Annotated in this window: 23 protein-coding genes, 1 tRNA gene and 1 pseudogene; 12 read left to right on the forward strand and 13 right to left on the reverse strand. The window is 56.1% G+C overall.

The window, feature by feature from the left end; genetic code table 11:
- The first annotated feature begins 57 nt into the window (after window positions 1–57).
- Together AC2FD9_RS06950 and AC2FD9_RS06955 are read left to right on the forward strand one after the other, a co-directional pair.
- The gene (locus AC2FD9_RS06950; RefSeq protein WP_496836039.1) at window positions 58–645 is read left to right on the forward strand and encodes a heme NO-binding domain-containing protein; all 588 of its coding nucleotides are present in this window, start codon (window positions 58–60) and stop codon (window positions 643–645) included.
- Window positions 642–1,652, forward strand: a complete 1,011-nt coding sequence (locus tag AC2FD9_RS06955; RefSeq protein ID WP_282119202.1) for a diguanylate cyclase domain-containing protein — start codon at window positions 642–644, stop codon at window positions 1,650–1,652. Before AC2FD9_RS06950 ends, AC2FD9_RS06955 begins: the two co-directional genes overlap by 4 nt.
- Window positions 1,653–1,683: 31 nt before the next feature.
- On the opposite strand, the gene AC2FD9_RS06960 is transcribed toward AC2FD9_RS06955, so the two are convergent.
- The 8 genes from AC2FD9_RS06960 to AC2FD9_RS06995 all read right to left on the reverse strand — a co-directional run bounded on the left by AC2FD9_RS06960 (window position 1,684) and on the right by AC2FD9_RS06995 (window position 9,321).
- Complete coding sequence (locus AC2FD9_RS06960; RefSeq protein WP_496836041.1) at window positions 1,684–2,382, reverse strand: CbiX/SirB N-terminal domain-containing protein; 699 nt, start codon at window positions 2,380–2,382, stop codon at window positions 1,684–1,686.
- A 70-nt stretch (window positions 2,383–2,452) separates the two neighbouring features.
- On the reverse strand, window positions 2,453–3,385 hold the full coding sequence (locus AC2FD9_RS06965) for an AEC family transporter (RefSeq protein WP_496836043.1): 933 nt from the start codon (window positions 3,383–3,385) through the stop codon (window positions 2,453–2,455).
- Window positions 3,386–3,448: 63 nt separating this feature from the next.
- On the reverse strand, window positions 3,449–4,246 hold the full coding sequence (locus tag AC2FD9_RS06970; protein ID WP_496736443.1) for an MBL fold metallo-hydrolase: 798 nt from the start codon (window positions 4,244–4,246) through the stop codon (window positions 3,449–3,451).
- The gene (locus AC2FD9_RS06975; protein WP_496836045.1) at window positions 4,243–5,049 is read right to left on the reverse strand and encodes a TatD family hydrolase; all 807 of its coding nucleotides are present in this window, start codon (window positions 5,047–5,049) and stop codon (window positions 4,243–4,245) included. The genes AC2FD9_RS06970 and AC2FD9_RS06975 overlap by 4 nt, the downstream gene beginning before the upstream one ends.
- Window positions 5,046–6,167 (reverse strand): DNA polymerase III subunit delta', encoded by a 1,122-nt coding sequence (locus tag AC2FD9_RS06980; RefSeq protein ID WP_496836047.1) that lies wholly within the window; start codon window positions 6,165–6,167, stop codon window positions 5,046–5,048. The genes AC2FD9_RS06975 and AC2FD9_RS06980 overlap by 4 nt, the downstream gene beginning before the upstream one ends.
- Before the next feature lie 7 nt (window positions 6,168–6,174).
- Entirely contained in the window at window positions 6,175–6,801 is a 627-nt protein-coding gene (tmk, locus tag AC2FD9_RS06985) for a dTMP kinase (protein ID WP_496760788.1), read from the reverse strand.
- Complete coding sequence (locus tag AC2FD9_RS06990; RefSeq protein WP_108861555.1) at window positions 6,798–7,964, reverse strand: D-alanyl-D-alanine carboxypeptidase family protein; 1,167 nt, start codon at window positions 7,962–7,964, stop codon at window positions 6,798–6,800. The genes tmk and AC2FD9_RS06990 overlap by 4 nt, the downstream gene beginning before the upstream one ends.
- Window positions 7,965–7,980: 16 nt before the next feature.
- Window positions 7,981–9,321 carry an SPOR domain-containing protein gene (locus tag AC2FD9_RS06995; RefSeq protein ID WP_348774896.1) on the reverse strand — a complete coding sequence of 447 codons (1,341 nt, stop codon included), beginning with the start codon at window positions 9,319–9,321 and terminating at the stop codon, window positions 7,981–7,983.
- 202 nt (window positions 9,322–9,523) lie between these two features.
- Here AC2FD9_RS06995 and AC2FD9_RS07000 point away from each other — a divergent pair.
- A tRNA-Ser gene (locus AC2FD9_RS07000) sits at window positions 9,524–9,613 on the forward strand.
- Between the two features lie 374 nt (window positions 9,614–9,987).
- Here AC2FD9_RS07000 and AC2FD9_RS07005 read toward each other — a convergent pair.
- From AC2FD9_RS07005 to AC2FD9_RS07015, 3 genes are read right to left on the reverse strand one after another with little or no spacing between them, the layout of a single operon-like run.
- The gene (locus AC2FD9_RS07005) at window positions 9,988–11,667 is read right to left on the reverse strand and encodes a recombinase family protein (RefSeq protein WP_496836048.1); all 1,680 of its coding nucleotides are present in this window, start codon (window positions 11,665–11,667) and stop codon (window positions 9,988–9,990) included.
- Entirely contained in the window at window positions 11,664–12,080 is a 417-nt protein-coding gene (locus AC2FD9_RS07010; protein ID WP_496836050.1) for a DUF2924 domain-containing protein, read from the reverse strand. The genes AC2FD9_RS07005 and AC2FD9_RS07010 overlap by 4 nt, the downstream gene beginning before the upstream one ends.
- A complete protein-coding gene (locus tag AC2FD9_RS07015) occupies window positions 12,077–12,307 on the reverse strand; it encodes a DUF3489 domain-containing protein (RefSeq protein ID WP_496836052.1) in 231 nt (76 codons plus the stop codon). Before AC2FD9_RS07015 ends, AC2FD9_RS07010 begins: the two co-directional genes overlap by 4 nt.
- 447 nt (window positions 12,308–12,754) lie before the next feature.
- Between AC2FD9_RS07015 and AC2FD9_RS07020 the strand changes: the two genes are divergently transcribed.
- From AC2FD9_RS07020 to AC2FD9_RS07040, 5 genes are all read left to right on the forward strand, one after another.
- On the forward strand, window positions 12,755–14,149 hold the full coding sequence (locus AC2FD9_RS07020; RefSeq protein ID WP_496836053.1) for a site-specific DNA-methyltransferase: 1,395 nt from the start codon (window positions 12,755–12,757) through the stop codon (window positions 14,147–14,149).
- A complete protein-coding gene (locus AC2FD9_RS07025; RefSeq protein WP_496836054.1) occupies window positions 14,142–14,591 on the forward strand; it encodes a DUF5681 domain-containing protein in 450 nt (149 codons plus the stop codon). The genes AC2FD9_RS07020 and AC2FD9_RS07025 overlap by 8 nt, the downstream gene beginning before the upstream one ends.
- Before the next feature lie 28 nt (window positions 14,592–14,619).
- Window positions 14,620–16,062: a phage terminase large subunit gene (terL, locus tag AC2FD9_RS07030; protein WP_496836055.1), complete on the forward strand. Its 1,443-nt coding sequence runs from the start codon at window positions 14,620–14,622 to the stop codon at window positions 16,060–16,062.
- A 96-nt stretch (window positions 16,063–16,158) separates the two neighbouring features.
- Window positions 16,159–16,386, forward strand: a complete 228-nt coding sequence (locus tag AC2FD9_RS07035; RefSeq protein ID WP_496836057.1) for a hypothetical protein — start codon at window positions 16,159–16,161, stop codon at window positions 16,384–16,386.
- Between the two features lie 84 nt (window positions 16,387–16,470).
- On the forward strand, window positions 16,471–16,797 hold the full coding sequence (locus AC2FD9_RS07040; RefSeq protein ID WP_496725562.1) for a hypothetical protein: 327 nt from the start codon (window positions 16,471–16,473) through the stop codon (window positions 16,795–16,797).
- A gap of 646 nt (window positions 16,798–17,443) precedes the next feature.
- Here AC2FD9_RS07040 and AC2FD9_RS07045 read toward each other — a convergent pair.
- Window positions 17,444–18,526 (reverse strand): hypothetical protein, encoded by a 1,083-nt coding sequence (locus tag AC2FD9_RS07045; RefSeq protein WP_496836059.1) that lies wholly within the window; start codon window positions 18,524–18,526, stop codon window positions 17,444–17,446.
- Window positions 18,527–19,352: 826 nt separating this feature from the next.
- Window positions 19,353–19,487, reverse strand: a complete 135-nt coding sequence (locus AC2FD9_RS07050; protein WP_255415467.1) for a hypothetical protein — start codon at window positions 19,485–19,487, stop codon at window positions 19,353–19,355.
- Between the two features lie 367 nt (window positions 19,488–19,854).
- Between AC2FD9_RS07050 and AC2FD9_RS07055 the strand changes: the two genes are divergently transcribed.
- The 4 genes and pseudogenes from AC2FD9_RS07055 to AC2FD9_RS07070 form a co-directional block, all read left to right on the forward strand.
- Window positions 19,855–21,513, forward strand: coding sequence for a TadE/TadG family type IV pilus assembly protein (locus AC2FD9_RS07055; RefSeq protein ID WP_496836061.1), 1,659 nt, complete (start codon window positions 19,855–19,857; stop codon window positions 21,511–21,513).
- On the forward strand, window positions 21,510–22,043 hold the full coding sequence (locus AC2FD9_RS07060) for a TadE/TadG family type IV pilus assembly protein (protein ID WP_496836063.1): 534 nt from the start codon (window positions 21,510–21,512) through the stop codon (window positions 22,041–22,043). The genes AC2FD9_RS07055 and AC2FD9_RS07060 overlap by 4 nt, the downstream gene beginning before the upstream one ends.
- Window positions 22,044–22,047: 4 nt before the next feature.
- A complete protein-coding gene (locus AC2FD9_RS07065) occupies window positions 22,048–22,602 on the forward strand; it encodes a TadE/TadG family type IV pilus assembly protein (protein WP_496836065.1) in 555 nt (184 codons plus the stop codon).
- Between the two features lie 109 nt (window positions 22,603–22,711).
- Window positions 22,712–22,796 (forward strand): annotated as a pseudogene (locus AC2FD9_RS07070) (IS6 family transposase); the annotation flags it as partial.

Here is a 22,796-nt window from a genome sequence, read left to right on the forward strand (position 1 = left end):
GGCTATTTGTTAAGGATTATCTGTCCAGATTGGGGCGTAACCAATTTGGGGCATCTCATGCATGGTCTGATCAATCGGGCAATACAATCATTTGTTTGCGCGACTTATGGACAACCCTGCTGGCTGCGGGTGACCGAGGCTGCGGGCCTGGGTTTTGCCGAGTTTGAGGCAATGCTGCTTTATGACGACGCCATGACCGCGCAGGTTTTGGACGTGTTATGTGCTGACCTGAATCGTCCACGGGCCGAGATACTGGAGGATCTTGGGACCTATCTGGTGTCGCACCCCAATATGGAAGATTTGCGCCGACTGCTTCGGTTCGGCGGTGTGACATATGTCGAATTCCTGCACTCGCTGGATGACTTATCGGATCGTGCCCGCCTTGCAGTATCCGATCTGCGTCTGCCAATGCTGGAGTTGTGTGAGGTGTCACCGGCAGAATATCACTTGTACTGCTACCCCGGCCTGCCAGGCTATTTCAGCGTGATGGTCGGCGTATTACGGGCAATTGCAGACGATTATGGAGCATTGGCCATGTTGTCGCATGAAGGGCAGCAGGCCGACGCCGAGGTCATCACGATCGTTCTGATCGAAAGCGCCTTTGCCGAAGGGCGTCATTTCGATCTTGGGGCGCGGAAGTCATGATGCAAGCCTCTGAACTCTCAGCTCTTTTGGACACGTTGTGCCCCATGTTCGTGATGGTGGATGACAAGGGCATGATCGTAAACGCAGGACCAACGCTGCAAAAACTCCGTCCGGACCATCCGATGCAGGGGCGCGATTTTCTGGACGTTTTTGAACTTGTGCGACCGCGAACAATAACAACGATTTCCACGCTGTTATCTCTGACCGGTGGCAAAGTACATCTGAAATTTCACGACGAGCCTCGGACCGCGCTGACCGGGCTAATCGCGCCCTTGCCAAAGGGGAACGGGGCCATCATCAACCTGTCCTTCGGGATTTCGATACTGGATGCAGTTCGTGACTATGCCCTGACTAGCGCGGATTTCTCTGGCACGGATCTGGCGATCGAACTGCTGTACTTGGTTGAGGCGAAAACAGCCGCGATGGAGGCATCGCGCTCACTGAACTTGCGACTGCAGAGAGCTATGCTGGCCGCTGAAGAACAGGCGGTGACAGACATGTTGACGGGGTTGAAAAACCGCCGTGCGATGGATGTGGTTCTCGGCCACCTGATCACGGCCAATTGCGCTTTTGCGCTTATGCATCTGGACTTGGATTTCTTCAAAAGTGTCAACGACCGCCTTGGCCATGCGGCGGGGGACTTTGTGTTGCAACAGGCCGCATGCATTATGGAGGAAGAAACACGAACTGAGGACACGGTCGCCCGGATCGGTGGTGATGAGTTTGTTATCATTTTTAAAGGTCTGGTCGACGAAAGTGTCCTGTCTGACATAGCGGGGCGCCTGATCAGCAGGCTATGCCAACCCATGATGTTTCAGGGTGCCCAGTGTAAGATTTCAGCTAGCATCGGAACGGCCTTGTCCACGCAATTTGGCACGCCGGATGCGGCAGAGCTGCTGAATGCAGCGGATCAGGCGCTGTACGAGGCAAAGCGGCAGGGGCGTTCGCGGCATTGTCTGTACTCGGCACTTGCGACCACTGGGCTGAAGCCGGCCAGTTCTCAATGACTTATGAATCCGCGCGGGGCGGGTATTTAAGCTAATCCAGCGCAATAGCCCGTGTCAGAATTTCCGCAATATGGCGCTTGATCGGGGGAAGCTCTCCGACAACCGGCATCACGTGGCCTTTGAACCGCGCTCGCTCTAGCTCCTGTGGCACGTCATCCAAAACATGCCCGCCGGTGCAGGCAAAGAAGGGTAGGCACAGAGAGTGATCGCCAGCCCCGGTCGCGGCTTCGGCAATGGACGGGGCCTCTTCCACAAACCCGACGCGGATGGATTGGAAGGTCATGCACCGGGCCAGTTCCCTGGAAAACTCAATGGCGACAGCTGATGGATTGCGGCTACGGCCCGATCCATGTGCCGCCAGAACCAGATCCGTTTTGTCCGCGTCCCACCCCTTGCCCGATAGCGCATCCAGCAATGCGCCCGCAGCCAAAGCGGGGAGTTCTGGGTCAACGCCCAACGGGTCCAGAATTTGGATGTTTCTATCACCCAGACGCTTGGGCAGCGCACGTGTCACGAACCACCCCTTGGCCATAAAAAGGGGATAGATGACAGTGTCGTCGGGCAGTTCATCCAAACGAGCCTCCAGCATTCCAGGCGCAGCAAGCGTAGCTGAATGAACGCTGACGCCATCGCAATACGCATCGATCTCTGCCGCATAGGAAGCTAGCGCCGCTTCGGCAGGGGCCGGGTCCGAGGGTTGGCCGTGGGCGACGATCAGGGCGTGCGGCATTTAGGAGTATCCTGTGGCTTTTCAGTTAGGTGTGTCCGGCTGGTGCAAAGTCAATCCGTGGGACGTCACGCTATCCCAATAATGTCAGCCAAAGCCAGACTGTCAGGATCGAGACGCCGGTTCCGACCAGAACGGACGAGGCCGCGACCCGTTTTGCCCGTCCGTACATATTGGCAAAGATGTAAGCATTAAAACCGGGAGCCATCGCTGCCGTCAGCACGCCCGAGCGGAACAGGTCTTGCGGCAGGCCAACTGTTGAACCGAATAACCAGACAAGACTGGGATGCAGCATTAGTGAAATCGCGCAGACAAAGGCGATGGCGCGCAGGTCACCTTCGGGCTTGTACTTCACAAGCACTCCGCCAAGCGCGAACAGCGCCCCGGGCAGGGCGGCGCGGGTCACAAGGCCCAGCGCTTCGTCCACGACCGCAGGTATGCCGATACCTGACAGGTTCACGGCAAAACCCAGCGCGATGCCAAGGATCAGTGCGTTGCGGAACATGGCCGACAAGATGGATTTGACCATGCGGGGGCCACCTTGACCGCGATTTCGAATAACCTCCATCACCGTGATGCCAACGCCGTAGCAAAAGGGTGAATGGAAGGCGATGATCGCATAGTTGCCGGTCAGGTTTTCGGGGCCATAGGCGCGTTCGGTAATAGGCAGTCCCAAAAGGACAGAGTTCGAGAACAGACAGCAAAACCCGATGGCAACGCAATCTTCCCAATCCCGGCCAAATATCAACCGTGCACCGAACAGACCAGCAGTGAAACACAGGCCAGCTGCTGAGTAGAAGCTGACCAGAAGCCGGGGATCAAAACTAGCGCTTAGATCCAGATGCGAGATTGCAAGGAACAGAAGGCATGGGATTGCAAAGCCCTGGGTGAACTTCATCAATCCATCGATGTGAATTTCCTTGAAATACCCCAGCCGTGTCGAGGCATAACCTGCTCCGATCACAAGGAAAACCGGTAGAATGACGTCGATCAGATTTTGAAGCATGGCACCGCTTTGCAGGCTGGGCCGACGCAAAATTGCTGCGTCCCAGGTCGATTGCGTGGGGTCTTATAGCGCCTGATGGATCACCATTCCGTCATAGGCTGGGGTGATGTTGTCGGCAGTTTCTGCATCAACCGTGGCATAGTCCAGATCGATATGCATGTTGGTCAGAACCGCGCGCTTGGGGTTCAGTTGTTCGATCCAGCCCAGGGTCCTTTCCAGATGCGCATGGGTCGGGTGAGGTTTCCGACGTAGCGCGTCGATGACCAGGCAATCCAACCCTTCCATCATCGACCAAGCGTCGTCGTAGATTTCCGCCACATCCGGCAGGTACGCCAGGTTGCCCATCCGGAAACCAAGCGAGTCGATCGAGCCGTGGTTGACCTTGAATGGCTGGAACGGGATCGGGCCGCCGGGGCCGTCCACCTCGAAAGGGCCGTCGATGGACTTCAGGTCAAGGATCGGCGGGTAGGGTGAACCTTCGGGCTGGACAAAGGCGTAGCCGAACCGTCCCAGCAAGGCGTTCTGCGTGTCGCCATCGGCCCACACGGGCACGCGCTCGCGCATATTGAACACAATCATACGCAGGTCATCGATGCCGTGGACGTGATCGGCGTGCGAATGGGTGTAGATAACTCCATCCAGACGTCCGGTTCCGCTATCGAGCAATTGGCTGCGCATGTCGGGGGAGGTGTCGATCAGTACCGAGGTTGTACCGTCCGGGCCGTCCCGTTCCACCAGCATTGAACAGCGGCGACGGATGTTTTTGGGGTTCTTGGGGTCGCAATCGCCCCAATGCCCGCCCAGCCGGGGGACGCCGCCGGATGATCCGCAGCCAAGGATGGTGCATCGCAATTCGGTCATGCAGCCGCCTTGTAGGTCGCTGCTTTGGTGAACAACCGGTCAAAATTTGCCTGCGTATGGGCAGCAAAATCGACGTAGTCCATCCCAAACACCTCGGCCCCTTTGCGCGCTGTGTGGGCGGTATAGGCGGGCTCGTTCCGCTTGCCGCGATACGGGGGTGGGGCCAGGTATGGCGCGTCGGTTTCAACAAGGATGCGGTCAACCGGGGCCCTGGCAAAGATATCGCGCAGCTCCTGGCTTTTGGGGAAGGCCACGATGCCGGACATCGACAAATAAAACCCCAGCTCAAGGGCGGCTTTGGCCAGTTCGGCAGAAGATGAAAAGCAGTGCATCACGCAGGAATAGGGCGCGTTGCGGTGTTCCTCGGCCAGAATGCGGGCCATGTCGTCATCGGCGGCACGGGCGTGAATGATCAAAGGCAGGCCAGTGCGTTGGGCGGCCTCAATATGTACCCGCAAGGATTGCTTCTGCACCGCTGCGCTGCCGGCGGTATAGTGATAATCCAGCCCGGTTTCGCCGATACCTACAAATTTGGGGTGCCGGGACAAGGCGACGAGTTCATCGACCGATGCCATCGGCTCATCAGCGGCACTCATCGGGTGCGTTCCAGCCGCGTAGAAGACCGGCGCGTGGGTTTCGGCGATGGCGCGGACGGTTGGTTCGTTCCGCAAGCGGGTGCAAATTGTTACCATGCGGGTCACGCCAGCCTCGGCAGCATTGGCCACGATCTGATCCAGCTGACCTTCGAAATCGGGGAAGTCCAGATGGCAATGGCTGTCGGTGATTTCGGGCGTATTGCTCATCTGCTCTGACCGGCGGTTTCCTGTATCTTGAACACCGTATCTAGGACCAGAGCGGCAGGGTCAAGGTTCACCGCCTGCCCATGACGCGCACGTGCGGTGATCACTGCAGCGACCTCTGCCCATTTGCGGGCCTGCTGCGGTGAGGCAGACAGGCGGGCAAGGGTTTCTGCCTCGTTCGGAGCGGCCTCGGGCATCGGGGCCGCGCCGGTTGCACCGGTCAGCGCAAGCCGGGACAGGGCGACGTCGATCAACGTCAGTAACAGTTCAAACCGCTCGGCCGCGCCACGTTGGGCAGCAGCCTCGGCCAAGGCCAGCGCGCGCTGACGGTCCATTCGGGGCAGGGTGCCCAGAATGGCGATCAGCTCGGCGTAAATCTCAAGCCCGCCCAGGTTTATCAGGCGCACCGCATCACCCACGGACCCGGCAGCCAGTGCAGCCAAATGATCCGCCTGTCCCGGCATTTCTGTGCCGGTCTGCATCAGCGCGGCTTCCATATTCTCAGATCCCAGCGGAGACAGGCGCAGTGTCCGGCACCGCGACCGGATTGTCGGCAACAGACGCGACGGCTGGTGCGAGATCAGCAGCAGGGTGGTGCGGGCCGGGGGCTCCTCGAGCATTTTCAACAGCGCGTTGGCGGCGCTGACATTCATCTCATCCGCGGCATCCACAATCACAACGCGGCGACCACCGTCAGTCGAGGAAAGGCCGAAGAACTTGCCAAGCTTGCGGATATCATCAACCACAATCTCATTACGCAACCGCCCCTGATCGTTCAGAGATCGGGTAATTGCGGCCAAGCCGGGCTCGGCCCCAGCCTGAATACGGTGCGCGACGGGGTGTTCAGGATCGATCTCAAGGCTATCGGGCGGTGGCGGTGCACCAAATAGCCCGTCATCCTCAGTCGAAGGTGTTGCCAGTAGAAATCGCGCGATCCGCCAGGCCAGCGTCGCCTTGCCGACCCCACGTGGACCAGTAATCAACCAGCCGTGGTGCAGACGCTCAGAGGTATAGGCAGTCAGAAAAGCCTGTTCCGCCGCGTCCTGACCAAACAGGCGCAGTGTCTCGCGCGGGTGTGGGGCACCGGGTGCCTGATCCGGGGTTGGGGTGTCGTCGCTCATATATCGTCTATCGCAAAGCTTGCAGAACGATATCTGTCACATCCTGTGCAACACTGTCCATGTCCCGGTTACCATCAACCACGCGGAAACGGTCGGAATACTCATCCGCAAGGGCCAGAAACCCTGCACGCATCTGTTGTTGCAGATCCAGCCCGAAATCTTCGAACCGTTCTTCTGTTCCCTGACGCCCTTTGGCGCGGGACAGCCCGGTTTCGGGGTCCATGTCGATCAAAACGGTCATGTCGGGTTCGCGCCCGATCATCAGGTCGTGCAATTGATCGACCAATCCCCGCAGATCGCCGCGCGACAGGCCCTGATACATGCGGGTGCTGTCGGCGAAGCGGTCGCAGATCACGACTTTGCCCTCGGCCAGCGCTGGCCTGATCGTGCGTTCTAAATGATCCCGGCGGGCGGCCGTAAACAGTAGGATTTCCGTCTCTGCGGACCAGCGATCCGTGTCACCTTCCAGAACAAGGCTTCGGATCTCTTCAGCGCCTGCAGATCCTCCGGGCTCGCGGGTCAGAACGACATCGTAACCGAGGCCACGCAAATGTTCGGCAAGCATTCGTGCTTGTGATGACTTTCCAGACCCGTCAATACCTTCGAAGGTCAGAAACAACCCTGCCTTCGTCACATCGCCTCCAGCGGATTGCCGATCACGTCTTCCAGAACAATACCGCCAACGGTTTTCATGCGCACGACAAAGCCGCCTACAGGCACGTCTTTGGCCGCGAAAAGTGGGCGACGGATTTCGGGCAATCCTTCGGGTGTGATCACCAGCTCAGCCAGTTTCTGCCCCTTTTCCACAGGCGCGTTGATCGGACCTTCATAGACGACCTCAGCTTTGACATCCTTGTCATTGAGAACTGGGAACAACAAGGTCAGATCCCCTTCGGGCACCAGCCCAACAGTCTTTTCTGCGCCCATCCAAATCTGGGCTTCGGCTATCGGCGTTTCGGCGTCGGCAATTGTCCTCTCGACAAAATTGCGAAACGACCAGTTAACCACGGCCTCAGCCTCCTCTGCGCGACGGGCGGTGCTATCGAGGCCAGTCAGGACAAAGACAACCCGACGGTCGCCTTGCTTGGCCGAGCCGACCAGGCCATAACCCGCCTCTTGCGTATGCCCGGTTTTCAGGCCGTCGGCCCCGATCCCCAGTTTCAGCAGCGGATTGCGGTTACGTTTGTTAGAAGGCGCACGGCCATCAAACTCAAACTCTTCTTCTGCGAACAGAGGGTAGTATTCGGGGAAGTCGCTGATCAGCCGGTTGGCTAATACGGCAAGGTCATGGACCGACATCATGTGGCCCGCCGCCGGCCATCCGTTCGAGTTGGCGAAGTTCGAGTTGTCCATGCCCATCTGCTTAGCGCGCTGTGTCATGTAGCGGGCAAACCCGGCCTCGGTCCCATCGGGGCTTAGCGCCTCGGCAATCACCACACATGCGTCGTTACCAGACAAAACGATGATGCCACGCAGCAGATCTTCGACGCTGACACGATCCTGCGTGTTCAGGAACATGGTCGACCCACCATAGCTCATGGCGTGTTCCGACACGGGCAAGGTTTCCCCCAGGGTCAGGCGGCCATCGCGCAGCGCCTCAAACGCGACGTAGAGCGTCATCAGTTTGGACATCGACGCAGGCGGCAGGGGCTGGTCTGCTTCTTTCGACAGCAGAACCGTTCCGGTCGTCTGATCGATCACATAGGCCGCGCGGGCGGTTGTGTCGAAAGCGTGGGCGGGCAGGGCAAACAGCGCCAGCCCGAGGGTCAAAACAGATGATCGCAGTGAGGACAGCATGGGGGCCTCCTAGGTTTCAATTTTTGACGGTGAACGCGTCGTTAAAGCCCAGGTCTTTGACATCGCGCTGCATGGCATTGCGTTCCGAGCGCGATGTGGCTGGGCCGACTAGGACCCTCCAGACCGTTTTGCCGTCCGAGGTTAGTTCTCGCACCTCGGCAGGCATTCCGTTGCGGCGGATCTTGTTGGCAGCGCTATTGGCGTTGGTTTCAACCCCGAAAGTGCCGACCTGGACGAACGGTTTTGACAAGGACGATACCGAAGCCGCCGTAGCTGCCGATGCGTCCGCTGTTGCGGCAGAGGGGGGGCTGGCCGGTGTGGGTTCTGCCGCGTCAATCGCCGCAGCCGCGCCCGCTATCGGGTCCAGCGGCGTTTCGGTGATTTCATCGGGCTTTTTCTTTTGCCACCATTTACGTTTGGCCGGTTGTTCAGTCGGGGGGGTAACCTCTGGATCCACCAGTGAAGCCGATGATGTTGCTTCTGCCGTCGTTTCGACCACCTCAGTCGCTGTGTCGGTCGCCGTATCGGTCGCGGCATCAGCGGCCACGGCCGCCGTGGCTGGTTTCTTGCGCTGCCACCATTTGGGCTTGGCCGGTACTTCAGTCTCTGTGACGGTTTCGACCGCCTCGGCGGCTGTTTCCGCCGCTGTGTCGGTTGCCGTGTCGGTCGCGGCATCTGCGGCTACAGCAGCCGCAGTCGCGGCGCCGGCCGCCGCTGCAGGTTTTTTGCGTTGCCACCACTTGAGCTTGGCTGGCTGTTCAGCTTCTGCGGCCTCACTTTCGGCGATGTCGGTCTTGGGCTCATCCGCTGCTGCGGTTTGCGTTTCTTCGACAGGGATCTCTTCGGCTGCGGGCTTTTCTTCAACCGGCTCAGGTTTCGGTTCGGGCGCTTTGCGACGCAGGGCGACGACATCAACCTGTGTAGGTGCACCAGCCAGAATGCCCAGTTTTTCGGCTGCAGCAGAGGAAAGCTGCAGTTCAGGACCCGGCAGGTTTCTTTCGCGACGGAACAACGCGGCTGTGATCGTTTTATTGTTCTTGGGGTTTTTGACGCGCACACGTTCGGGCTGTGTCACATCCGGGTGGGCAACCCATATTCCGCCCAATGACGGGCGGCCATCCCATAGTCCGGGCTCAGACAGCTGAAACACCTCGGGCGCTTCGACATCATCTTTCGGGCTTCCGCTTGGAGTGGGGAAAAGGTCGGTCCGACCGTCTGGTGCGGATTCGGCGCTCTGGGTATCTGCCGAGACATTTTCGGGGGAAAGCACCTCATCGCAACCAACCAAAACCACGGACACAACGGCCAAAGCCGCTAACGCTCGCGGATGTGCGCGTGTCTCTGTCGCTCGCTTCATCTTGTCATCCCTTGCCTGATTGGGCCTCGTTTCCCGAGACCCGCCGCCGATTGCTGGTTCTGTATTGCCAGCCTGCTTCGGTCTTTCCTGCAGATCATAACGCGGCCAAAGTGTCATGGAAAGACCGCAGCGGGCGCTTCGGCAAGAATTCCCTATTTGGTCTTGCCACCGGTTCGCGATGGCCTTAGACCCGGCCCCACGCGGGGAGGTGGCAGAGTGGTCGAATGCGGCGGTCTTGAAAACCGTTGAACGTGAGAGCGTTCCCAGGGTTCGAATCCCTGTCTCCCCGCCACTCATACCTGTCTCACTTCAGTTGTGTTTTCTGACCCGGAATTGTGCCGCAATTCCCGCGAGTTGGCGCATGCGCTTTCAATCAGAGACAGAGCGGTTCGTACATTCAGAGGACAATTCAGGCCCCAGTCTCAGTGCAGCATTTTGGCGGGGTCGCTTTGGGCTGGATTTACCTGATAACCTGCAATTTACAGGGAATATTCGCAAACCGGGACTGATTTCCGTCATTTCTCCTATCAGAACCGTATGTTTTTCAGAGGTTTATGCTGCAAATTCCCTAAGAGGTGGAACGGGGATTTTCTCGTGGGAACAGGGAATTGTGTCTACGGATCAGGGAAGGAGAATCCTGTATCAGAAAGGCGGAATCTGGAGATGTCAGAAGCCGAACAGGCGTTCCTGTTCGGCCCAATCAAGTGGGTGGGTCATGCTGACCAGACGCTTGAGTGTGAGTTCGGGCGGCTGTGTGCCGTCGAGAATCGCAGCCTGAATCTTCGGGGAAAGAAAGGCGAGCTGGGCGCGGGTGCGGATGAAGGCGCCGGGGACGCTTTCGCGGCGTGCGATCTCCATCAGTTGAACTCCGGCTTTTAGATCGCGCGCCCAGCAATGGGCGCGGATCAGCATGGACCGGAGGTGGGGATCAGGTTGGGGTGCCATATCTCCGGCGATGACCTTGGCCTCGACGCCGCGGCGGCGCAGACCGAAAGATGCGGTGACGTGGGTGAGATCCGGGCGCAGATGGTCCGCAGCAATGCCAACTGCGCTTGCCAGAGTTTTGGGGTTCAATTCGAGGTCGATCTGACCTGGTGCAAATTTACCTTTGGCCAGAAGAGCAGCGCCGACCTGACCGCCTTGGCGTTGAAGCCGGGTTACTAAATCTGCAACTGAGGTCTGGACTGCCTCGGCTGACCCGGCCTCCGGCTGCGCCAGTACCTGATGCGCGGCGGCGGCGTCTTGCAGATGTCTGACGATGACATCAATGACCGCGTTTTCCAGCGCAGGGCCGGGCAGTCGCCAGCCGGAAGTATCCTTGCCGCCCGAGATCAGTCTGTTGGAGATATAGTAGCGTAACCGTCGGCCTGTGCGCGTGGTGTGGGTTGGCGTCAACCGATCACCAGTTTCGTCCTGCAGCAGACCGGTGAGCCAGGCGCCGGGGTCATTGGAATGTTGGCGCGTATCGGAGCCGCCGCGTGCCCGAGAACGATTGGAGGCCTGCCGCATCTTCTCTTGCACCCGGTCCCAATCGCCTTGGTCGATGATCGCCGGGTGTTGCCCGTCCCAGATCTTATCCTTGTGGCGAATTTTTCCGAGATAAACCGGGTTGCGCAGCAGGTAATAGATTTGACCCCGTGACAGTGGACAATCCCCTTTTATGCTTCCATCCGCCCGAACAACCCGCTTCGACCGCAGGTTGTCTGCCGTTGCCCGTTCTTCTACTTTGCGCAGGCATCCCAGCCCGCCATAAAGCCCAAAGAGATGCCGGACCGTTCTGGCCTCCTCCTCATTCACCACCAGCGTTCTTGCTTTTGGATCGGGGTGGCGGTCATAGCCGAGAGGCAGGTTGCCACCCATCCAAAGCCCCTTTTTCTTAGACGCTGCAATCTTGTCACGAATACGTTCGGCGGTGACTTCCCGTTCAAACTGAGCAAAGGACAGCAGTACATTCAGGGTCAACCGACCCATGGAGGAAGAGGTGTTGAATGCTTGTGTGACGGACACAAAAGAACAGTTCGCCTGTTCCAGCCGTTCGACTAGCTTGGAGAAGTCGGCGAGCGATCGGGTCAGCCGGTCGATCTTGTAGACCACAACCATGTCGATGCGCCCTGCATCGATCTCTTCAAGAAGGCGCTGAAGTGCAGGGCGCTCTAGGGTGCCGCCCGACAGGCCACCGTCATCGTAGCGCTCGGCCAACAGGGTCCAGCCTTCATGTCGCTGGCTGGCGACATAGGCTGCGCAGGCCTCATACTGCGCATCCAGCGAATTGAAACCCTGGTCCAGCCCATCTTCTGAGGACTTGCGCGTGTAGATCGCGCATCTGATTTTGCGGCGCGGGCTCATTTGGCCCCCTTGCCGGTGAGTCCGAAGAAACGCGGCCCCGACCAATGCGCGCCGGTAATCTCTCGGGCGATGGCCGAGAGCGAGCGATAGGACCGACTGTTCCAACTGAAGCCGTCTTCTGTCACATCGACAACATGGGTCACGCGATTCCACTCGCGCAACAGGCGTCCGCCGGGCTTTAGGGCAGGGCATGTGGGCCGGAGCTTCTTCTCAGAGCCCTTTTCCAGCGTAGCTTTGACCTGCCGGGGTAGCCCGCCATGACAGCGGGACTGCATCTCAAAAGCGATAAAACGGCGCAGGAAGGGTTGGCTGAGCATGGCGGGCGCCGGTTGATCAAACAGTTGCTGCCAAAGCGTGACCAGATCCGATCGACCCATGGCGGCAAGATCGGCGACATCGCTCGTCTTGGTCATGGCTCGCCGCCTTTGTTTGCTGTGAGGTGATATGAGGAAAAACCATGTGACTTGTCGGATTCGCGCCGTTCGATTGTGACGCCTTTTTTCCGCAGACCGCTTATAGCTGCTCGGACCGAATGAGGCTGCCGCCCCGTTGCTTTGCAGAGCGCCTCAAGGCTGGCGCCGCTCGGGCGACGCAACAAGGCTTGCACCTTGTCGATTTTGGTTTGTTTGGATTTGGACATGTATTGTCTCCTCTGATCCGGGGCTGGCGGAATGCCGAACCCTGGTACTGAGGAGCGCCCGAATGGCTCGGGCGTGGGTTCAGTGATGCGTGGTTCACAGCAACAGTCCAGCTCTTTCTGGGGCGAGCTCTGGAGGGGTGTGTTTTGCAGGGCGTTGCTGTCGTACCCCCGATTATTCGTCAACAATCTTAATTGGTTACTTTTTGTTTGGGGGTTGCGTCTCGTAGTGATGGCACCTACATTTAACCCAATCGCCCGGACTATCAGGGCGGGAAACTGCTCCCGCAGGCAGCACTCATTGGAAACACAGGTTTCCGCAGAGAGCATTCAAAGGAGCAACGTCTCGGATCGATAGGTCCGGGGAGTTGCGATTTGTGCTCTCTCCGATTTTCCAACGCGATCCCTCCATCTCGACGTCCTCGCGGCGTCACGCAAAAGGAGGCGGTTATGCCTGCCAAGAAAACACAAAGTGACGTTCAGGCGTCCAACACGCCGATCTGGATGGCGGACAAAGTTATCCAATCCCAGGTCAGCCAGATCAAGCCCTACGCCAACAATAACCGCGTGCATGCGGCCAAGAACATCGACAAGCTTAAGGCGTCGGTGGCTCAGTTTGGGTTTGTCACCCCGATCCTTTTGGATGGTTCGGGGACAATTATCGCGGGTCATGGCCGCTATGAAGCCGCAAAGGCCCTGGGGTTGATGTCCGTGCCGACTGTTGTCGCGGATCACTTGTCAGAAGTGGAAGTGCGCGCTCTGCGCATTGCGGATAAAAAGCTGGCGGAATTGTCCGACTGGAACGAAGCTGCGCTGCAGATTGAATTTGCCGAGCTGATGGATCTCAGCCTTGATGGCGAGCTGGACTTTGATCTGGACATCACCGGGTTCGAAACACCGGAGATCGACATTATCATCGACGGCACGGGCGAGGTCACGGAGACTGAAGCGGAATCTGTTGAAACGCCGAACCCTGCGGCACCCGTAATCACGGAGCCTGGCGATCTCTGGGTTCTCGGAGATCATCGCATCTTCTGTGGGGATGCCCTGCAAGCCCAGAGCTACGACACCTTGCTGGATGGCGAGAGCCCGCAGATGGTCTTCACCGATCCTCCATACAACGTACCGGTCAATGGGCATGTCCGCTGTGGCATCAGTGGCGAACATCGCGAGTTCGCCATGGCGTCGGGTGAAATGTCTAACAGTGAGTTCCGCGTCTTTCTTTCAGGCGTGGTCACCCGGCTGTTTCACTGCTTGCCGGACGGAAGCATCGCGATGATCTGCATGGACTGGCGTCACATTGAAGAACTGATTGCGGCGGGAAAGATCGGCGGCTTCGATCTCATCAACCTCTGCGTCTGGAATAAGACCAACGGCGGGATGGGCAGCCTCTACCGCTCCAAGCATGAGCTGGCTTGCATCTTCAAGAAGCCCGGTGCTGCGCATATCAACAATGTCGAGCTGGGAAAGCATGGTCGCAACCGGACCAACGTCTGGGATTATGCCGGTGTGAACAGCTTTGGGGCAGGGCGCGAAGCGGACCTTGCGGATCATCCCACGGTGAAGCCGACAGCTTTGGTGGCAGATGCCATCATGGATGTGAGCCATCGCGGCGATGTTGTGCTGGACGTCTTTGGCGGGTCCGGCGCGACCTTGTTGGCAGCTGAGAAAACCGGGCGCCGGGCGCGGCTGATTGAACTCGACCCGACCTATGTCGATGTCGCCATCCGCCGTTGGCAGGAGATGACCGGTGAGAGCGCCGTGCATTCGGTGACAGGCCAGACGTTCGATGCGCATTCTGCGGCAACCAATGCCACCTCAGAGCTGGAGGCGGATCATGTCTGACGATACGAAAGAGTTTGAGGTTGGCTACGGCAAACCGCCCAAAGCGACCCAATTCAAGAAAGGCCAATCAGGCAATCCGAAAGGACGACCGAAAGCCTCGAAGAATGTTGGGTCGATGCTTGAGGAAGTCTTCTTTCGGAAAATCCCGATCACCGAGAATGGATCACGCCGCGAGGTCACTATGCTGGAAGCAATCCTGCGCCAGCTGGTGAATGGGGCAGTTAAGGGCGAGATGCGTTCGATTGACCGGGTTCTCAAACTGTTGCCTGCGGTTCAGGAGGCACGTGCTGCAGAGTTGGCGGGTGGCGAAGGTGCATCAGCGGCCGACCCCGGTTCAGATCTGGCCGCCCTGGAAGTGCTGGCGGATATGTTTGGCAGCGATCCGGATCAGCTTTTTGCAAGCATCCAGGGAGGCATCGACGATGAATGCCCTGAATTCTGATGATAGCAAAAGACTGGCAGAGGCTGCGATGCGTGAAAACCTCTACGCATTCCTTGCGGGCAGTTTTGGCATCTTGTGTCCGGGTGAGACGCTTGCTCGGGCCCCTTATCTGGAGGCTATGTGTTGCGCCCTTCAGCGCGTGGCCTCCGGTGAATGCCAACGGTTGATGATCTCGATAGCCCCTCGCCATCTGAAGTCGATCTGTGGATCTGTTTTGTTGCCAGCCTTTGAGCTTGGACGAGATCCGACAAAGAAAGTGGTTGTTGTCAGTTACGGCAAAGATCTGGCGCGCGAACATGCCGAACAGTTTCGACGGCTGGTGACTAGCCCATTTTACCAGCGCCTGTTTCCAAAGATGAAGGTCGATCCGAAACACAACCGGTTCGAACATATGAAAACTACTAAAGGAGGCGGGCGCAAATCTGTCTCTCTTGGCGGCGGCATAACTGGCTTCGGTGCAAACCTCATTATCATCGATGATCTGGGTAAACCCTCCGAAATGCGCCACGATACGTACCGGCAGGAGTTGCGTGACTTCTTCGACCAGACCCTATTCTCACGGCTGAACGACAAGCGCACGGACCGTATTGTCTCGATCCAGCAGCGATTGCACCCGGATGACTTCTCCGCCTACCTTTTGGAAAAGGACACGTTTGACCATCTATGTTTGCCGTCGATCGCGGAGATCCCTGAAGAGATCTCGCTCTACAACAATCGTGTGCTGAAGCGTCGGCCAGGGGACTTGTTGAACCCAGAGCGGGAACCGCAGGAGGTTCTTGATCGGATCAAGGCCGACATAGGCAATTTTGCTTTCCAGGCACAGTATCAACAGAACCCCACAGACGGTGAAAACGAATTTCTCTCAATGTCAGATTTGCATCTGGTGGAAACCTTGCCGGACGAAGGCGTGTTTGTCCGGCGGGTCCAGAGCTGGGATACAGCGGCGAAGGATAGTCCGCGTTCGGACTTTACGGTGGGGCTGACCTTTGGTTGGCATGCGTATGAAGAAAGATGGTACTTACTCGACGTCTTTCGGGCTCGAACGAACTATACGGAGGTGCGGAACGCTGTTCTTCGATTGCGCAAGCAATGGCGCGCTGACAGAGTCCTGATCGAGTCCTCGGCGATGGGCATCCACCTTCTGGATGAGTTGAAACGCACCGCAGCAGGTGTTTACATGCCCGTCAACGTTGTCACCGGCAAACTGGACCGCTTCATCCCACAGACCGACTGGATTAAATCTGGCAAGTTAGTCATCCCTACGGACAAGCCCTGGTTTGATGAGTTCCGCAGGGAACTGCTGGCGTTTCCGGATGCTCTCAAAGATGATCAGGTGGATGCTCTGACCCAGTTCGCCGAATACATGCGTCGAAGCCAAGGCACATACCTCGATACTGATCCTTACACCGGTCGCCGCCAAGGCAACTATCGACCCGAACGACCAAGAAGGGAAGACCGCATGCGGTTCTGACGCCACGCGAGAGCGCTTTCCAGCGACCTGGGATTGGGTATCACGGCTTCGAACTCATACGTCAGCGATGAAGCGCAAAGCTGACGTTGGTGCTAATTGCAGCGAAGGTCTGCTCTGAGCCCAAAGTACCCTTTACCAAAGGCCAATGCGTTCGGCTACTTTGCCGACCTTGCCGTCATTCGCGGCGCAAGCAAAATCCCATTGCTTGCTGGCTCGACAACCGCCTATTTCGATCAAGGCCAGACGTTTGTGGCGGCCCGGATCAAAGGCACATCAGCAGACAAAGTGCATTGGGAAATCGCCCACGAGCACCAGAAATATTAGACCTGATGGACCAGAGACCATCGGTGCATTATTCATCAATTTGGATCTGTCAAATTGACACAACCATAGTCAGGGAGAAACTAAATGAGATTTGTTTTGATTTCGGTGGTCGCGACCACGTTGACCACGTCAGCAATCGCTGCCAACGACCCAGTCGAGCTGATGAACAACTGCGAGCGGATCGCGTCCGGGCGCCTGGGAATGCCAATAGAAGATGTTCGAGTCGAGCTGCAAACGGCGCGTGTCGACGGCTCGATCCCAGTCAACGGTTCAGTCATGGGCAGCGAATTAACATTCCAATGCAATTTTAACAAAGATGGCAGCGTTGGAGACTTCTGGAACTCAAAGGATATAAAGGGCTGCCCAGGGGACCTTTCTGAGGCAGAGCGTTGGTTGTTTCCCGGATGTTGACCAGTCCGAGCTCAACAACTCTCGTTTTGGCCCTACTAAGGGTTTTCTTGAAACCGGGGCCCGTACAGAAGGCGGTTTCGGAATACTCACCCGCTTCAGGTTCTAAAACGGTTCGCCGTGTCGAATGTCAACTTCCGCTTCTGGTTCAGGGGTGATGTTGTACATGCGAGACGCTCAGTCAAAACGAGCGGCTGTTGAGCGTAGAAAGCAGCCCAACAGGATGTCGACTTCGGCTGGCAGCCTTGTCCGCATCTCGGAAGTCACTATGCTTGGAATTGAAGGTCTACTTTGGGCTACGAGCGGTCGGCAGCAATCATTGAGCCTAGGGCCGTTTTGTCCTGCAACTCAGACACTCCTGCAAGGTGCAGCGAATGTCCGGTACCGGTAAAAGCAGCCATTCAAGTTCGGATTTTTGAACCACGCCTCGCAATGTCTGCTTTACGTGATCAACCGGTCATCTGAGTAAAACCGTCGGATGACCGCAACGAGCCCAAAGCAGACATGTTAGTCCCGCGTAAGGTTTGTTTTGGTGACCCCCAAAGAGGTGATAGTGCCATCCAACTAGTGGATCAGTTTCAATCCAACGGGAGACCGGTACTGTCGAAATAGCGCCTAAATCTTTGCCTTCGAGCCTCTAACTTTACGTTCAGCCGTTACTTGCAAATTCGTCTTCCGCCTCTCCACCCGGGGTTTGATCTACTTCCTCCGGTTCTCCATCAACATCATCGTCCTCCTGGCCGTCGGCATAAACGCTTCCGTCATCCGAAATGCCAAGTGTGGATTTTACCGATTCTTCATCGGGATTGGAGGCACGGACCGCGCCGAGGACGCGGTCTTGCTGTTCCTCCGCGACGATTTTGTCCTCAGAAAAATCGCCTTTGTAATGTCCCAACAAACTGGCCTCCGCGTCATGCACCGCCTCCGCAGCCGCCAACTGATCGTCCGTCGGTTGCGCTATCGAATTTCCGTCCTCATCTGTTGTTACGTCGTGCGCATCTTTCACCGCTTGTGCGGTTTCCAAATCTTCAGGCGCAATCGTACCGGGAGTGGACGCCTCATCGGCAAGAACCTGTTCAGCTTCCTCCAGCGTCATTGGAGCCGTGTCCAAATAATCATACGCCGCAGCAATTTCCTTCACTTCTTCAGGGCTCAAGTCGTAATCTTCACCCATGACATGATTGAAATTTGCGTCGGCTGCGGCAAGGCCAGCGGCCAGGCTCACCGGCCCTGTACCTTTCGCATACTGTCCGTTCGCGATATGCGCGAGTTTTGCATTTACACTGGAGTTAATGGCACCATTCAGTTTGCCGAGGTTACGCGGGGCAAGCGTGCCATCATCAAGGAGTTTTGCTTTTCTGCTTGGTGGTCTCGGGGATTGCGCGACACTCGCTTTACTTGTTCGTGTTGTGGTGGTCCGTGCCTTGTTCCCTTTGAATAGACCTTTGACACCGTTTTGCTTCAGGTTACGGCCCAAGGCCTGAAAGTCTTCCTTCACAGCCCGACCCAAACGACTGCCGCTCTTTGACTTACGACTTTTGCTGGCAGACTTCGTATTTACCCCGTTCAGCGTTTTGTCGGAACCCCATCCCCTTTTGGCACCTTTTTCACCGTTGTTGCCGCCCTTTCCGCCACCGTTGCCACCTCCATTATCCCCTTTTCCGCCGCCGTTACCTCCACCTTTGCCGTTACCATTTTTTGCGTATGCGTAATCGGTAGCGAGAACGGTCACGACTGGCGCGACTACAAATGTAGACAGTACGATTGCGGAGACGCTCACTTTAAGGAAGTTCAACACGGTAGAAATCCTTTTCGTTTAGAGAAATACTGGTTAGCGGTGGCGAACGAATGCCATCCTTAAAAACGTTGTTCAAACACGGCCAGAATGAGGCAGCTATTCGACTTTCAGGAGTTGTTATCTTTAATGGAATATTAACAACTTGGCCTTTATTTCCAAAAGAATCACTTGGGGAAATTAAACTGTTAACAAAAGCAGTAGTTTTCAAGTTTCTGTTTCCAGCAGCGGTCAAAAAAAACCGCTAAATCGGAAATAATAGGTGTGTTAACACTCGGTTAATGTGAGGTCTGAAAAATAGCAAATAGTTTATTTTTACGAGTTGACTATGGTTAAGCAAAGCAAAAGGGAGCTATTCCCGCCTTTAAACGACGCCGAGGCCGAAACATTTGGCCCGGACAAGAATAGCTCCCTAAAACCTACGATAAGAAGGGCTATATTTGCTGCCCCAATATTGTTGTATTTTCTTCTAATGGCCTTTTTTCTAAATAGAGCGTCTGCCGAAAGCTATATATCGATCCCGTGGTAGATGAAGGCTTTTGCCCTGAGATAGACAATGAGGGTCCGCGCTATCAGACGAGACAGCGAAAGATAGTTCTGTTCGTCCACTCCGCCTGCTGAGCAATCATTCAATTGGTTCCATAGCTCTGCGCCGCAGCAAACGGCAGAAATGTCCGCAAAGCAGACATCGGGCTGAAACTACCGAACGTCCGCTGCGAGCCCGACCTGCTCATTCGACATAGCGCAGCGAAGGTCGGCTTTTTCATGGGTTGGCCACAAATGCGGCTCGAATCGCGGCCTTCATCGCGTCCTGAGGCCCTTGTTCTTGCGCCTTGCTGGATGCCATCACCAGCTTGGAGGCAGGCGTGTTTCTATGTTTGTTTGCATAGTCTACCATCTGCGCGTTGCCCTTGGTGCTGACCGCAGCGCTGCAGGGTGCTCTGCCAGATGGGATGAATGGCCGTTTTCAAGAAGGCAGCCCCATTTTTGAAGTCTCTATATTAACCAGACATGAATGAATCGTTCTTTTCCATAAAAGATAATCCCTCCAAATGACCAGTAGGCCGCCACGTTTTTGACATATTCAAATCACAGATTTTATAGAGGTGCTCTCAGTTAAGAAATAAACCTAATTCCAAATTCTTAGAGGGATTCTGAGTCAATGCCCTAGTAAATGTTTCCGTAATTGCAATACCTGCAATTGCGAGCTTTTCCCTAATAGAAATGAACTTATGGCAGCTTTCCGCCGCTAAAGGAGGTTATAAATGCCTACGAATTTTGTAAAATCAACAAGCTCTAGCGTTTCTCCTGCATTCGGTGTGTGGAAAGGTGCTCGACGTCTTGCCAGCGACGAGGATGGCGCGCTTACTATATTCGCCCTCTTTATGTTTGTGGCTATTGTCGCCTTTGTGGGAATTGGTATCGATTTCATGCGCTACGAGAGCGAACGTGCAAATTTGCAGTACACGCTGGATCGGTCTGTTTTGGCTGCGGCGGATCTTGATCAAAAGGCGGAACCAGAATCTGTCGTTCGTTCGTACCTGGAAAAGGCGGGCCTTCTGGAAAATCTGACCAATATCAATGTAGTCAACGACACTGGTTATCGTGAGGTATCGGCGACAGCCATGTCCGAGATTCCGACCCAATTCATGCACCTTTCCGGCGTCGAAACACTGAACGCCCCTGCCGCAAGCACTGCCGAGGAAAGCGTCGGTTTGGCCGAAATCTCAATTGTGTTGGACGTCTCGACCTCTATTGACCTGCCTGCACTGCAAAAAGCTACGAAAAGCATCATCACACAGATTGGAACGAAAAACGGGGCTTGGAGCAACGAGATTTCATTCTCCCTGATTCCATATTCCAGCCAGGTTAACGCCGGCAAAGAGTTGCTGAAGTACTACAATCTCGACCGTTTTCATGACTACTCGCACTGCGTCAACTTTATCGACAACGAATTCAGCAAGCCTGATCTTTCTCTGACCAGAGTGCTGGAACAAACGGCTCATTTTGACCCTTACACCGAGACAAAAGAGCCGATTCAGCATCCTGTCTGCCCAATCCGCGACGGATCGGCGATCCTGCCATTCCAAAACAATGAAACCGTGCTTCATAACTACGTCGACGGCCTCACCAAGCTCGCCAGTCCAGTGGCGGACGAGGACTCAGGCCTGGATAATGGCGCGAATTGGGGCCTCATACTGCTGGATCCCGGTACACAGCCGGTCATCGCAAAACTTGCCACCACTGTAGCAAATGGTGGCGACGATATCGTTCCGGAATCCTTCGACGACCGCCCTCTAGCTTACAACGGCAACGTCCTGAAGGTTCTGATCCTCGTTTCTGACGGGGACAATACCGACCAGCACATGCTCAACCCGTCGATGCGCACCACTATGTCGGATATTTGGTACAACGAGGACGCTGATCGCTTCTCTGTCTACCAGTCCAATGGCTCCCCCATGTACTGGTGGCCGCACGACAATAGTTGGCAGGATCACGCCTACGGCCAAGGAAACTCGCGTTGCACGACCAAAGGCAGTAAAGCCGAATGCGTGAATGAGGAGGAACCCGGCAACGCGGTACAATTGTCCCACGTTGACCTGCTGAACCTCGTGTCTCTGGAACACATCGAAAACAACATTTTCACGCAGTCGCCAAGTGCTTATGGTCAATGGGAAGCCAGTGCGTTCAGCAAGAAAACCGCGGTCGCCAAGGATCAGCGCACCAAACACGTATGCAAGGCCGCCAAGGATGAGGGGGTGATTGTATTCAGTGTCAGCGTCGACGCCCCGACGAACGGCCAAAAGGTACTGCAAGGTTGCGCAAGCTCCGCCAGTCATTATTATGATGCATCGGCCCCTGACCTCACAGATGCCTTTACCTCGATCGCGTCTTCCGTCCGTATGTTGAGGTTGACACAATGATCCGTAGGTTGATTTCCGCTCTAGCTAAGCTCCGCCGCCATGAAGACGGAAATGCGACCGTCGAGTTTGCAATCGTCTTCCCAGCCATCTTTTTCTTGGTTCTTGCGGGGCTGGAGCTTGGCATAGTAACCTTGAAACACGCGCAGTTAGAGCGTGCCGTCGACTTGACAGTGCGCGACATCCGGCTAAACACCGGCATCAACCCACAACACGACGACATCAAGGCGCTCATTTGTAGCCGCGCCAGTTTTATCAAAAATTGCGAAACCAGCGTGCGCTTGGAAATGATCCGGCAGGATCCTTTTGAGGCTATGAAAGTACCAACTGTCCCTGACTGCACTGACCTCTCCGAAGTGGCTCGCCCCGTGCGGACCTTCCACAACGGCCTTGAGAACGAGTTGATGGTTCTTCGGGCCTGCGCCAAGATCAACCCCGTTTTTCCAACATCCGCAATGAGCAAGGCATTGGTCAACGAAGAAGGCCAGTACGCCCTGACCGCTACAACTGTCTTCGTACAGGAGCCTGGTTAGTACCATGATTAAGCGACTTCTATATAACTGCCCGAAAAGTTTCCGAGCACGGGAAGATGGCTCGATTGCCGTAGAGGCAGTCCTCCTTGCCCCTATGCTCTTTTGGGCGATCATGGCGGGATATACGTATTTCGAAGCCTACAGGCAAAGTGCTTCGAACATCAAAGCGGCGCATACGATTGGTGACCTGATTTCTCGCGAAACCCGGGAAATCAACAGCGCCTACATTGACGTGATGGAAGAAATGTTCAGTTTGATGGTGGCCAATCAATCTGATCTGAAAATCCGAATTTCGTTAGTTCTTTACGATGTGGCCGCCGACAGCCACTCGGTGAATTGGTCTGCAATTCGCGGTGGATTTACTGAAAAGCTGACCGACGCAAATATTGGCCAATATAAAGATGCCCTGCCTCCGATGTCGGATCAGAACACGCTCATCCTGGTCGAGACGTCCAACACGTTTGTCCCGCTCTTTAGGGTAGGCTTGGGCAACATAGAACTGGAAAACTTTATTTTTACCCGTCCGCGCTTTGCAAACAATATCAAAGGGAACGTCTAAGTGCCTGAGCTCGGCAACGAAGGGTCCCCGTAGGTGCCACCAAGGCCCAAGCGGGCACTGTCAGAAGAAACTTATTGAGGCGGGCAGGGCGAGCACTTAGCGTCGCAGGATGACAAGACGCAGCCCTTTTCGCTACTTCAAGACGAGCCCCGAGATCATCCGTCTGGCCGTCATGATGTATGTTCGGTTTCCGC

This window comes from Ruegeria sp. YTSC230 (genome assembly GCF_059609665.1).